Source organism: Synechococcus sp. PH41509 (assembly GCF_020514285.1).
Taxonomy (GTDB): domain Bacteria; phylum Cyanobacteriota; class Cyanobacteriia; order PCC-6307; family Cyanobiaceae; genus Parasynechococcus.
In genome coordinates this window covers 261,123-273,162 of the sequence record NZ_VTLD01000026.1, presented here as the reverse complement: position 1 = coordinate 273,162, position 12,040 = coordinate 261,123, and the positions used below count along the sequence as shown (strand labels likewise).

Here is a 12,040-nt window from a genome sequence, read left to right as displayed (position 1 = left end):
ATCTGGCAAGATCGCCGGGCCTCTAGTCCCCGCGTCGATGTCGAAGCGTCATCCGGTTGTCGCTGTCACCGGTTCTTCCGGAGCTGGAACCAGCACCGTCAAGCGCGCCTTCGAGCACATCTTTGCGAGGGAGGGCATTACCCCTGCAGTGGTGGAAGGCGACAGCTACCACCGCTACGAGCGGATGCCCATGAAAAAGGCCATGGCGGATGCCCTGGCCAAGGGTGAAAACTTTTCTCATTTCGGCCCTGAGGCCAACTTGTTCGACAAGCTTGAGGAGCTATTCCGCACCTATGGCGAGACCGGTGCCGGTCAGAAGCGCTACTACCTGCACAGCCCCGAAGAAGCTGCCGAACACAACGCCCGTCTCGGCGTCAACCTCGAGCCGGGTCAGTTCACGCCTTGGGAAGACATCCCCTCAGGCACTGATGTTTTGTTCTACGAAGGCCTTCACGGTGGCGTGAAGGGAGAGGGATACGACGTCTCGGCCCTGGCTGACCTGCTGGTGGGCGTGGTGCCGATCACCAACCTCGAGTGGATTCAGAAGATCCACCGTGATAATGCTGAGCGCGGCTATTCCGCCGAAGCGATCGTTGACACGATCCTGCGCCGGATGCCGGATTACATCAACCACATCTGCCCCCAGTTCAGTCAGACCGACATCAACTTCCAGAGGGTTCCCACGGTGGACACCTCCAACCCCTTCATCTGCCGGAATATCCCGACGCCTGATGAAAGTTTCGTGATCATTCACTTCCGCAAGGGTGCTCGCGAGAAGTGGGGAATCGACTTTGGCTATCTGCTGAGCATGATCCACGATTCCTTCATGTCCAGCCCCACCAGCATCGTGGTGAACGGCGGCAAGATGGGCTTTGCAATGGAACTAATCCTCACTCCGATCATTCACCGCATGATCGAAGAGAAGAAGAAGGTCAGCTGATCGCTTCTCGATACAACATTCATCTCTACAATGAGCCCATCTGAGTGATCAGGTGGGCTCTATTTCTTTGTCAACGCCCTCCTTCGAAATTCGTGGAGCTTCGGGTGTTCCGTCGGCTCCACGCTGGGATCGCATTGACAGCCGTTCGCTGATTGCCCAAGCCCGTCGGGTCTACTTCGCTTATCTCTCCAACACGCCTGCGGGGCATGAGCCTCTTGGGGTTGTTGTTGATTCGCAGCAGCCCGACGGTCGGGTGGTCTTCGAGACGCCCGTCCTGCTGCCGGATGAAGAGTTCATCGCGATCGATCTGATCCGTGGCCGCACGAGCCGTGGCCGGACCCGATGGAAGGGTTGATCTGGCTTTGGATCGTTTTGCTTGGCGCCTGCGTCGGCAGCTTCACCAACGTGGTGGTGTGGCGCTTGCCTCGTCAGGAATCGGTGGTGTTTCCCGGCAGCCACTGCCCCAAATGTGGCCATTCCATCCGCTGGTATGACAATCTCCCGGTGCTCGGTTGGCTTCTGCTGAGAGGGCGATGTCGCGACTGTCATGCCCGGATTAGCTGGCGCTATCCAGCGGTGGAGGCCCTGAGTGCCGGCTTATGGATGACAGCTGTATTGGTGTGGCCTGGTGCTGGTGCCGGGCTCCCCGATCTCTGGCTCCCCTGGGCTGGTCTTCCTCTGATCGCCCTGCTGCTGCCTCTTGTGTTGATCGATCTGGACCACCTTTGGTTGCCGGAGCCCCTGTGTCGCTGGGGTGTGGTGCTGGGGTTGTTCGTCAGCAGCGTTGGTGGGGTCTCCGTTCTTGCAACCCATCTGATCGCAGCTGTACTGGCTTTGCTGCTGTTGGAAGGTCTCAGTGCCCTGGCCGAACGGCTTTTGGGTCAACCTGCGCTGGGCCTGGGTGATGCCAAGTTGGCTGCGCTGGGTGGGGCATGGCTGGGACTTGGGGGTATCGCAGCCGCGATGGCCATTGCGATTGCGTCGGGTGCCGCTGTTGGGGGTGCAGCTCGTTTGAGTGGGCATCTTGGCCCTAAGGAACCCTTCCCCTTCGGTCCGTTTATTGCTCTCGGCATCTGGTTGGTCTGGCTGACGGGCCCGCTGTGGTGGTGGAGTGAATGGGTGATGCTGCTGGGTGGCTGAACCGATCTGGGCTCAAGCTCCTGCGCTACTTCCCTGGGAATCAAAGGCTCGGCCTGCTTTCACATTGGCCAGCAGCGTTCCATCGAGGAATTGTTGATCCAGAAGAATCAGCGCTGCGCTGTTCGAATCGGCCAGCCGCAACCGTTTGATCACAAAACGAGCTTCTGATTCTTCCTGTAGTTGTTCTTCGATAAACCAATCCAGCATGGCTGTCGCGGTGCGATCTCCTTGCTTCTCTGAGAGGTTGTAGATGTCGTTGATCGAGCGTGTGACGTCTTTCTCCATGCTGTAAACCATGTCGAAGAGTGCTTCGACGGAATCCCAATCCCGTTGCGGTGACTCAATCGTCGGCAATTGGACCTCGCAATCACTGTCCACCAGATACGAGATCAGCTTGGAGGCATGTCCACGCTCTTCAACGCTTTTGTTCAGCATGTAGCTGGAAAAACCGATCAGATCTTTTTCTCGCAGCCAGATCGACATAGCCAGGTAAGTGTGGCTGGCTTGGAATTCAAGGGATAAGTGGGTATTGATGGCAGCTGTGTGGGAGCTCATGCCTGACGTTGCTCAATCTCGTTATCGGCAGGCTAAGGACAGCATCTGTCGGGTTCAAAAACGAAAAAACATTGCCCCAGAACATGGATCACGTCCTGGGGCTGCAGAGCGTGGTTCGCTCTGCTGTGAGCCATCTGGAAGGTCTTCCCCCGGGCAGCTTTTAATGGAGAGAGCTGACAGCCCTGTGTGTCTCTGTTCGATTGGTTTGCTGATCGCCGCAAGGGTCAGTTCGTCGCCAATGTCAAGCAGGAACCCGATGAAGGCGATGGTCTGTGGAGCAAATGTCCTGAGTGCGGTCAGGTCGTCTATCTCAAAGACCTGAAGCTGAATGCAAGTGTTTGCGCTAATTGCGGCTACCACCACCGGATCGACAGTGCTGAACGCATTGCACTGATTGCCGATCCCGACAGCTTCCAGGTGCTGAATGCTGATTTGGCACCGGTGGATCCACTGGGATTCAAAGACCGGCGCGCCTATGCCGACCGACTGCGGGAAAGTCAGGCCTCGACTGGGCTGCGGGATGGCGTGGTGACGGGGCTGTGCCGGGTTGAAGGCATCCCCATGGGGTTGGCGGCGATGGATTTTCGCTTCATGGGTGGGTCGATGGGCTCCGTGGTCGGTGAAAAAATCACCCGTCTGATCGAGGAGTCCACAGCCCGAAAGCTGCCGCTTCTGATCGTCTGTGCGTCCGGCGGTGCCCGGATGCAGGAGGGGATGCTCAGCCTGATGCAGATGGCGAAGATCTCCGGAGCACTGGAACGCCACCGCGAAGCCGAGCTGCTCTACATGCCCTTGCTCACCCACCCCACCACCGGGGGGGTGACGGCCAGTTTCGCCATGTTGGGAGACTTGATCCTTGCGGAGCCGAAAGCGCTGATTGGCTTTGCTGGGCGTCGCGTGATTGAGCAGACCCTGCGCGAGAAGTTGCCGGACAATTTTCAGACGGCTGAATATCTGCAGGAGCACGGATTCGTGGACACGATCGTTCCACGCACCCAGCTGCGCTCCACCCTGGCCAATCTGTTGCGCCTGCATGGCTGCAAACCGATGGAGCTCACCAGCGCATGATCAGGTTCGGACTTGCCCTAATTCTGGGTTTGATCTGCTGGGCTGCACCCGTCTTGGCCGCTCCTGTCGAATGGATCGAGGTTCCATCCACCGACGCTGGCCAGCAGTGGTGGGATCGCGGCAGTGTCCGCATCGATCGGGATGGCTTCCGAACGGTGCTGAGCCGCTTCACACCAGCGGCAACTGACGATGGCAACCAGCCTGCTGGTGAGCTTTATGTGATGCAACTGGACTGTGCGCAAGGTCTCTTTCGCGACAAGCAGGTGAATGGTTTGCCGCGGTTTCGTGCCCAATGGCAGCCTGCCGGGGACGACGGGTTGATCACCTCTGTGATTGAGGCTGTCTGCACCGAACCCCTCTCCAGCTGAGATGCCTCCACAACCCATTGGTGTTGCTATTGCCGGTCTCGGCTTTGGTGAGAAGGTGCACCTACCGGCGCTTGCCGCAGCTCCCGATCTGAAGGCGGTCGCCCTCTGGCACCCACGTCAGGAGCGGCTGGATGACGCCACGGCCGTGCATGGGCTGAAGGGATACAGCGACTGGGACGCTCTGCTTGCGGATCCTGCAGTCGAAGGAGTTGTGATAGCCACGCCCCCTGCACCGCGCTTCGAGTTGGCTCGTCGAGCCCTTGAGGCCGGTAAGCATCTTTTGTTGGAGAAGCCCATCGCCTTGCATGCCGATCAAGCCCGGGAGCTTCAGCGGCTCGCGATGGCAGGGGCTCTATCGGTTGGTGTTGATTACGAATATCGAGCCGTCCCCTTGTTCATGCAGGCGGAGCGTCTGCTTCGGGCCGGTGCTGTTGGTACTCCCTGGCTGGTCAAACTCGACTGGTTGATGGGCAGCCGTTCCGATCCCCGGCGCAGCTGGAATTGGTATTCCCAGGCCGATCAAGGCGGCGGTGTGATTGGCGCTTTGGGAACCCATGCCTTCGACATGCTCGCCTGGTTGGTTGGTCCCCTGGGGTCTGTTCAAGCCTTGAACAGCGTGTCGATTGCTCAGAGACCTCATCCCAATGGGGGCTTGGCCTCTGTTGATGCATCGGATGTGTCATTGATTCAGGCCAATCTGCAATGGCAAGGCCGATCGGACGTGCCGGTGCCAGCCCAGGTCAGCTTGAGTTCGGTGTCCCGCTGCGGACGTGGGTACTGCCTCGACATCACTGGATCAGATGGGTCCCTGGTGCTCAGCAGCAGCAATCAGAAAGACTATGTGCACGGATTCGAACTTCACCACGCACCGTTGGGTGAGGGCCTAAGGGAGGTGCCTCTAGATGCGGACCTCGCGTTTAAACAAACCTGGAGTGATGGTCGGATTGCGCCCGTTGCCAGAGTGTTGGGTTGGTGGGCTGACAGCATTCGCAGCGGCAATCCGATGATTCCTGGCTTGGCTGAAGGAGTGGTGAGCCGCGACGTATGCGATCGGGTTGAAGCATCGCTTTCTCACACTTGATCGCTTCAAATGATGCAATCTCTTGGCCTAATTTATAGGCCTGCGCTTAACTCACGTGTGTTTTTTATCAGTTCAGATTGAAAAATGGATGTTGCTTGAACCGATACGACGGTTCTAGTGGATTACACCTTGGAACTGATGGCTACACCGCAAGCCCTTGCCGCTCCTGGGAAGGAGATCTTGGCTGTTGATGAATTCAACCAAGACGCTTGGTAAGCGTCTTGGTTGGATCGGTTAGGGCCTGGACAGTCAGCAAGCCTGTGAAAGGGGTTTGTCGCCACGATGATCTGGCCAGAAAATCGCTTGATTTCAATCCTGTATAAACGGAGACGCCTTGGCGTGTCTTTGAAAATGTCTCGCATTTTTTCAATCGCTTTAATAAGTACATCGCTCTTTGATCAATGCTTAGAAAAGTAACTTGCATTGCTGCCCTTCTCCTGATGGCGGCATGCTCCTCTGGATCGGTCGGCGAGGATTTATCCAAGGAAAAACCTGATGTAAAAACCAGTGAGGTTGAAGCCTATGAGCAAAATGACACCACCCTTTCTGGAGAACAGAACAACCAAGATTTCGTCAACAAAGTTGAGGGCAAAGATCTCGCCAGTGCTCTCAGGGATGGCGGTTATGTTATCTACATCCGTCATGCCAAAACCACAAAGGACTGGGGCGATCAGGTCAGCCCTGAGCTGAATCTTTTGGATTGCACCACTCAGAGACGCTTGAGTGATGAAGGCAAGGCTGATGCTAAAAGAATTGGTGAAGGTATTAAGGCTGTAGGTATTCCTGTAGGAGAGGTCATCTCAAGTGATTACTGCCGTGCGTACAACACAGCTGAGTTGGCTTTCGGCACCTATACCAAGAACTCAAATTTGAATTTCTTGCCTTGTGTTGAGTGCACTCCTGAGGATTACAAAGAGTATGCGAAGCGCGTTGCTCCCTTGATGTCCGCCAAGCCTGAAGTCGGGGAAAATACATTCCTCGTTGGACATGATGACCCTTTCCAGGGTGTGACGATGCCGATCGTTCCAATCAATGGAATTTATCCCGCACCCATGGGCGTCGCATACGTTGCAAAGCCTCTCGGTGATGGCGGCTTCGAATTAGTTTCCAAAATCCTGCCCAATCAGTGGCAGGCTCTATCTCAGCTGTGAACCGGTCTGCTCAAGATTGAGGCTTGGTTCGAAAAAAAGGCTGACTCTGAAAAGAGCCAGCTTTTTTGTTGAATAGGAGCATTGAACGATGATCAATCCAAAAGGGTGAGATGTCCAGCAACACTGCGCATCTGAAGCCTGAAATCGCACAACCCATGCGCACAACCTGCGCAAAACTGATCCAATCTCGCACGCCCTCAAAAAACCAAAAAATACAAATAGCTCGTAGCAAATATTACTCAAATGCGTAATGAGAGAGGCCAGGTTGTCCTTCGAGGCCCCGAGACTCCCTCAATTCCGATAAGTCAAATGGCACTGTCTGATTATTCCTCCGAACTGATTGCAACCGCACAATCCCTCGCCTCACCTGGCAAAGGAATTCTTGCTGTTGATGAGTCCACCAAGACCATCGGCAAGCGTCTTGGCTCCATCGGAGTGGAGAACACCGAAGCCAATCGACAGGCTTATCGGGGGATGCTCTTCACCACAGCGGGGCTCGGAGATTTCATTAGCGGAGCCATTCTTTACGAAGAGACCCTCTTCCAAAACCATGCTGACGGCGAGTCCATGGTGAACAAGCTGGGCAAGCTCGGAATTATTCCCGGCATCAAAGTCGATATGGGCCTGAGGCCTCTGGGTGGTGCCAACGCCGTCGAGACGCTCTGCACTGGTCTTGATGGGTTGGTCGAGCGTGCTGCTGACTACTACGCCCAGGGCGCTCGCTTCGCCAAGTGGCGTGCTGTGCTGCAAATCACGGCAGATGGCTGCCCTTCAGCCCTCTCTGTTCGCGAAAATGCATGGGGTTTGGCCCGCTATGCCCGCTCGGTTCAGGAATCCGGCCTTGTCCCCATCGTGGAGCCCGAAATCCTGATGGATGGCAACCACAGCATCGAAACCACCGCTCGAATTCAGGAACACGTCATTCAGGAGGTGTATCACGCTTGCTACGCCAACGGTGTCTTGCTTGAAGGAACCCTGCTGAAGCCCTCGATGACGGTTCAGGGCGCTGACTGCCCAGACAAGGCAGACCCTGCAAAAGTCGCGGCCATGACGGTGCGAACCCTCGAGCGCAGTGTCCCTGCCAGTGTTCCCGGCATTGTGTTCCTGTCCGGAGGCTTGAGTGAGGAAGCTGCTTCGGTGTACTTGAACCACATGAACAGCATTGAGCGCAAGGCCAAGTGGAACCTCGGTTTCTCCTATGGCCGTGCTCTGCAGCACTCTTGCCTCAAAGGTTGGGCTGGTACTAACACCGAAGCTGGTCAGAAAGCACTGTTTGCAAGGGCCCAAGCCAACTCTGAAGCCTCACTCGGCAAATACGTGGCTGGCTCTCAGCCTTCGTCTGATGAACAGTTGTTCGTCGCCGGTTACACCTACTGAGACTGAATCGAATTTCACCAAGCCCTGTCGTTTGTTTGGATGGGCTTGGTGACAATTTGAACACAAATAGGTAAAGTCGTCGCCCGGCGGAGTCTTTCCGTCAAGGTTCCGTATCAGATTTTTCCTATGGCGCTCGTTCCGCTTCGGCTTTTGCTCGACCATGCCGCCGAAAACGGCTATGGCATCCCTGCGTTCAACGTGAACAATCTCGAGCAGGTCCAGGCCATCATGGAAGCGGCTGACGAGACCGACAGCCCCGTGATCCTCCAGGCGTCCCGCGGTGCCCGCAGCTACGCCGGCGAAATCTTCCTGCGTCACCTGATCCTGGCCGCGACCGAGACCTATCCCCACATCCCTGTGGTGATGCACCAGGACCATGGCAACGCTCCTGACACCTGCTACTCCGCTGCCATCAACGGTTTCACCTCCGTGATGATGGACGGATCCCTGGAAGCCGACGCCAAGACTCCCGCCAGTTACGACTACAACGTCAACGTCACCAAGCAGGTTGTGGACTTCGCCCACTCCGTGGGTGTCAGCGTTGAGGGTGAGCTGGGTTGTCTGGGCTCCCTGGAAACAGGTAAGGGTGAAGCCGAAGACGGTCACGGTTTCGAGGGAGAGCTGTCCAAAGACATGCTGCTCACCGATCCTGCTGAGGCAGCTGACTTCGTCGCTAAGACCAAGTGTGATGCTCTGGCTATCGCTATCGGTACCAGCCACGGCGCTTACAAGTTCACCCGCAAGCCCACGGGTGAAGTGCTGGCCATCAGCCGCATCGCTGAGATCCACAAAGCCATCCCCAACACCCACCTGGTGATGCATGGCTCCTCCTCCGTTCCCCAGGAATGGCTGGAGATGATCAACAAGCACGGTGGTTCCATCCCCGAGACCTACGGCGTTCCCGTCGAAGAGATCCAGGAGGGCATCCGCAATGGTGTGCGCAAGGTGAACATCGACACCGACAACCGTCTGGCCTTCACCGCCGCTGTGCGTGAGGCAGCCATGGCTGACCCTGCCAACTTCGATCCCCGCCACTTCAACAAGCCGGCTCGGAAGTACATGAAGCAGGTCTGCCTCGACCGCTACCAGCAGTTCTGGGCTGCCGGCAATGCCAGCAAGATCCAGCAGCAGAGCATCACCCACTTCGCCGGTCTGTACGCCAAGGGTGCTCTCGATCCCAAGGCTGCTGTCGCCGCCTGATTTAGAGATCAATCTCCAGCAGGGGCCCTTAGGGGCCCCTTTTTTTGTGGATGATGGATGTCAGAGCTCATGGAATCTGGACTTCCAAGTCCAATCGATTGTTGTTCCTACGGTTCTCTGCTTCGATCACAATCTCCTCAGGATCTGCGATCACTGTGATCAGCTGCTTGCCGCTTGGGAGGGATAACGACAAGGTGAATTCCTCATCGTCGCCTGCACTTAACCAGGGGATCCTGATGTAACGACGACTGCTGTAGCGGTCATTAATCACAACGGCCACGCCAACGTCGCTCACGTCCATTTCCCCTGCATTCACAACACGAAAACGAAGCATTCCGTTGTCGAAGCTCAAGTCCTCAATGGCCATATCGCTTCCAAGGGCACTGAGGGTCTGGAGTGGATACAGCCAAAGGCGTTCCAATTGTTTGAGTCTGGTTGAAGCATGTTCATGGTGAAGATGTCCTCCATAGGCCAGATCAGTGCTGCATCCATGTAGATGCAAGTGGGCGCCTGGCTGAGGAACGGTGACGCGCCCCAGCTCCGGTTCGGTGTCAAAAAAGCCACAGCAATCCCACTGCATCGCGCGTCCCAGATAGCGGATTGGATCGTTGGTTTCCTCTGTAGGTTGCGGCGCCAGTCGGTAGTGCTGAAGCATGTCGTAGATGCTTTGACCTGCGGTTGATGATCCCGCTTCACTGGCGGCGACCTTCATGTTGCGCCGCTGCTGACCCATGCAGAGCTTGGAGGCCACGGTGATCACGAGTTCATGCCAGTGGGTCAGCATCCGCACTCCGTAGATGGGAGCCGACTCAAGGGTTCCGGAGCGTTGTCCCTGGGCGATTGCTTCTGCCACCAGTCTTTGCAGAGGCGCTTCCTCCGTGGGGCCGAGCGATTCAATCGCCACAGGGCGACGCAGGGTGGATGCATCCCTTGTGAAGCACACATAAGGGAAGTGACCACTCCCATCGCCAGGAGAGAGTTTGATGATGCTGCCGTCGTGGGCAACGCAGCGCCAGATGGCTGATGTCGATGCGCTGTCCTGCAGAAAGGTCAGCTCTCCGTTGTCAATGCTGGTTGTGGTCCCAAGCCCAAGCACGTCGCCCTGCAGGGGAATCCGCTCCAGCGGCAAATGTTCGCGGACATCACCCTGGATCAGATCGGACACCGTGTTCGCGATGGTGAGGTCGGCCACGAGGGTCAGCTGCTCTGGTCCATCGCTAGCGGCAAAGCCAGCGAAGTACCAGCGTTTTGCCAACAGATCAAGGAATCAGGCTGAGAAGGCCCCGCTGGCCATCCAGTTGTGCTTGTGATCCCAGAGGTAAAGCCTCGTTGGGGCGACCATGGCCCACCGGCAGATTGAGCACAAGGGGAATGCCAAGATCGCCCAGGCGTTCCTCAAGGATCTCCTCCATGGTGAAATCACCGGGGAGGATGTCGTCTTTTGCCCAGCTGAAGCGACCGCAGGCCACCCCCGCTAAGTGCTGCAAAAGGCCAGCGCTGCGCCATTGGGTCAGCATTCGGTCCACCCGGTAGGGCGCTTCTCCAACGTCTTCCAGCACCAAAATGGCCCCCTTCAGGGAGGGAAGCCAGCGCGTTCCGATCAGATGGGTCGCCACGGTCAGATTGGTGACAACCAAGGGGCCGCGAGCGATCCCCCGCCGTCTTGGCTCTCCCTGCAGAGGTTCCACCGGACGTCCACGGAGCAGATCCACCGTCCGTTGCCACTGCGCATCTGTGCCGCCGCTGGATCCATGGATGCCCCCAGGCAGGCCGGCGGCCCATTGGGCCAGCAGCAGGGAGCTGGTGTCAGAGAACCCAAGGCTCCATTTTGGGTGTCGTGGAAAGCGGAATCCGGCTTCGAGCAGGCGGGCGGCCCCCCAGCCACCTCCAACGGTCAGCACTGCATCAACTGTTGGATCATTCCAGGCAGCCGTCAGATCGCTGCTCCGCTCCCGGTCGGTTCCGGAGAAATAGCGCCATTGACGGGTGACTGTTGCTGGGATCTCCAGATGCCAGTGCTGTTCATCACAGCGCTCGAGCAAGAGTTTCAGATCGGTGTCTGGATCCATCCATGTGCCGGGGTTTACGGCGCGGATGCGTGCTCCAGGTTTCAGGGGTGCCAACCTCCGCTGGGCGCTCATGGCCCGGGGGGAGAGCAGGGCCGTGACGACAGTGGATGCAATGGTGGATGCCCCTGAGATCAGCAGCGTCCGGCGGGTCTGCATCAGCCCAGCAGGGCTTCCAGCATGCGTCGGCCGTCGGTTCCTCCAGTTGCAGGATCACAGGCCCGTTCCGGGTGGGGCATCAAGCCCAAAACGTTGCCGCTGGGGTTGGTGATGCCGGCGATATCTGCGACCGATCCATTGGGATTGTTGCCGTAGCTGAGGGCAATGGCGTCTTCGTCCTGAAGCTGTTTCAACGTGTCATCACTGCACTGATAACGGCCTTCCCCGTGGGCGATCGGCAAGGTCAGCGTTCCGCCCCCGTCGCTGTACCCCTGCATCCAGGCCGAGCGCTGACTCACAACCTTGAGGGGCGCGTCCTCACAGATGAAGTGCAGATCCCGGTTTCTGGTCAGTGCTCCGGGCAGCAGCCCAAGTTCCGTCAGTACCTGGAATCCGTTGCAGATCCCGAGCACGCGACCGCCCCGGGCTGCAAAGTCAATCAGCGATTGCAGGGCTGGTGCGAAGCGGGCAATGGCACCGCAACGCAGATAGTCGCCGTAACTGAACCCTCCAGGCAGAACGATGGCGTCAAAACTGCTCAGGTCGGTCTCTTCATGCCAGACCCGGCGTGTGCTCAAGCCCAGGCATCCCTCCGTTGCCCATTGCACATCCCGATCACAGTTCGAGCCGGGAAAAACGATGACCCCGATGCTCATGAGTGGTTCAGCTCCAGACTCCAGTCCTCGATCACTGGGTTGGCCAGCAGTCGATCACTGAGCAATTCCAACCTGCGGCGGGCCTCCGCTTCATCGGGGGCCTCTATCTCCATTTCCACGGCTTTTCCGATCCGCAATTTGCTGAGGCCTTCCACCCCAAGACGTTCAGCGGCACCACGCGCGGCTTCTCCGGCTGGATCGAGCACAGAGGGGCGCAGACGCACAAGGACGCGGGCTTGAAAACGCGGCACGATCAGCAACTGGTCTGATCGAATCCTG

General features: G+C 57.5%; 14 protein-coding genes. 9 read left to right on the top strand and 5 right to left on the bottom strand.

Translation table 11 applies throughout. The features are described from left to right. Positions 1–37 precede the first annotated feature (37 nt). The 3 genes from FZZ88_RS11310 (at position 38) to FZZ88_RS11300 (ending at position 2,080) form a co-directional block, all read left to right on the top strand. The gene (locus FZZ88_RS11310) at positions 38–940 is read left to right on the top strand and encodes a phosphoribulokinase (RefSeq protein ID WP_115025240.1); all 903 of its coding nucleotides are present in this window, start codon (positions 38–40) and stop codon (positions 938–940) included. A 67-nt stretch (positions 941–1,007) separates the two neighbouring features. Continuing rightward, positions 1,008–1,295, top strand: a complete 288-nt coding sequence (locus FZZ88_RS11305) for a hypothetical protein (protein WP_166017371.1) — start codon at positions 1,008–1,010, stop codon at positions 1,293–1,295. Continuing rightward, on the top strand, positions 1,283–2,080 hold the full coding sequence (locus tag FZZ88_RS11300) for an A24 family peptidase (protein ID WP_166017222.1): 798 nt from the start codon (positions 1,283–1,285) through the stop codon (positions 2,078–2,080). The genes FZZ88_RS11305 and FZZ88_RS11300 overlap by 13 nt, the downstream gene beginning before the upstream one ends. 12 nt (positions 2,081–2,092) lie before the next feature. Here FZZ88_RS11300 and FZZ88_RS11295 read toward each other — a convergent pair whose 3' ends face one another. Continuing rightward, positions 2,093–2,635: a ferritin gene (locus FZZ88_RS11295; protein ID WP_115025237.1), complete on the bottom strand. Its 543-nt coding sequence runs from the start codon at positions 2,633–2,635 to the stop codon at positions 2,093–2,095. A 186-nt stretch (positions 2,636–2,821) separates the two neighbouring features. On the opposite strand from FZZ88_RS11295, the gene accD reads away from it, so the two are divergent. The 6 genes from accD (at position 2,822) to fba (ending at position 8,880) form a co-directional block, all read left to right on the top strand. Continuing rightward, the gene (gene accD, locus FZZ88_RS11290; RefSeq protein ID WP_115025236.1) at positions 2,822–3,703 is read left to right on the top strand and encodes an acetyl-CoA carboxylase, carboxyltransferase subunit beta; all 882 of its coding nucleotides are present in this window, start codon (positions 2,822–2,824) and stop codon (positions 3,701–3,703) included. Beyond that, the gene (locus tag FZZ88_RS11285; protein WP_115025235.1) at positions 3,700–4,071 is read left to right on the top strand and encodes a hypothetical protein; all 372 of its coding nucleotides are present in this window, start codon (positions 3,700–3,702) and stop codon (positions 4,069–4,071) included. Before accD ends, FZZ88_RS11285 begins: the two co-directional genes overlap by 4 nt. 1 nt (position 4,072) lies before the next feature. Then, positions 4,073–5,152 (top strand): Gfo/Idh/MocA family protein, encoded by a 1,080-nt coding sequence (locus FZZ88_RS11280; protein WP_166017221.1) that lies wholly within the window; start codon positions 4,073–4,075, stop codon positions 5,150–5,152. A 440-nt stretch (positions 5,153–5,592) separates the two neighbouring features. Beyond that, the gene (locus tag FZZ88_RS11275; RefSeq protein WP_166017220.1) at positions 5,593–6,303 is read left to right on the top strand and encodes a histidine phosphatase family protein; all 711 of its coding nucleotides are present in this window, start codon (positions 5,593–5,595) and stop codon (positions 6,301–6,303) included. 309 nt (positions 6,304–6,612) lie between these two features. Beyond that, positions 6,613–7,680: a class I fructose-bisphosphate aldolase gene (locus FZZ88_RS11270; protein WP_166017219.1), complete on the top strand. Its 1,068-nt coding sequence runs from the start codon at positions 6,613–6,615 to the stop codon at positions 7,678–7,680. A 126-nt stretch (positions 7,681–7,806) separates the two neighbouring features. Then, on the top strand, positions 7,807–8,880 hold the full coding sequence (gene fba / locus FZZ88_RS11265; RefSeq protein ID WP_115025231.1) for a class II fructose-bisphosphate aldolase: 1,074 nt from the start codon (positions 7,807–7,809) through the stop codon (positions 8,878–8,880). A gap of 67 nt (positions 8,881–8,947) precedes the next feature. Here the strand turns inward: fba and FZZ88_RS11260 are convergent, their stop codons facing one another. From FZZ88_RS11260 to purS, 4 genes are read right to left on the bottom strand one after another with little or no spacing between them, the layout of a single operon-like run. Further along, positions 8,948–10,135, bottom strand: a complete 1,188-nt coding sequence (locus FZZ88_RS11260) for a CARDB domain-containing protein (RefSeq protein WP_226423682.1) — start codon at positions 10,133–10,135, stop codon at positions 8,948–8,950. Positions 10,136–10,139: 4 nt separating this feature from the next. Next, positions 10,140–11,105 carry an LD-carboxypeptidase gene (locus FZZ88_RS11255; protein WP_166017218.1) on the bottom strand — a complete coding sequence of 322 codons (966 nt, stop codon included), beginning with the start codon at positions 11,103–11,105 and terminating at the stop codon, positions 10,140–10,142. Continuing rightward, positions 11,105–11,761, bottom strand: coding sequence for a phosphoribosylformylglycinamidine synthase subunit PurQ (purQ, locus tag FZZ88_RS11250; protein WP_166017217.1), 657 nt, complete (start codon positions 11,759–11,761; stop codon positions 11,105–11,107). Before purQ ends, FZZ88_RS11255 begins: the two co-directional genes overlap by 1 nt. Continuing rightward, on the bottom strand, positions 11,758–12,012 hold the full coding sequence (gene purS / locus FZZ88_RS11245) for a phosphoribosylformylglycinamidine synthase subunit PurS (protein WP_166017369.1): 255 nt from the start codon (positions 12,010–12,012) through the stop codon (positions 11,758–11,760). The genes purQ and purS overlap by 4 nt, the downstream gene beginning before the upstream one ends. Positions 12,013–12,040: the final 28 nt, after the last annotated feature.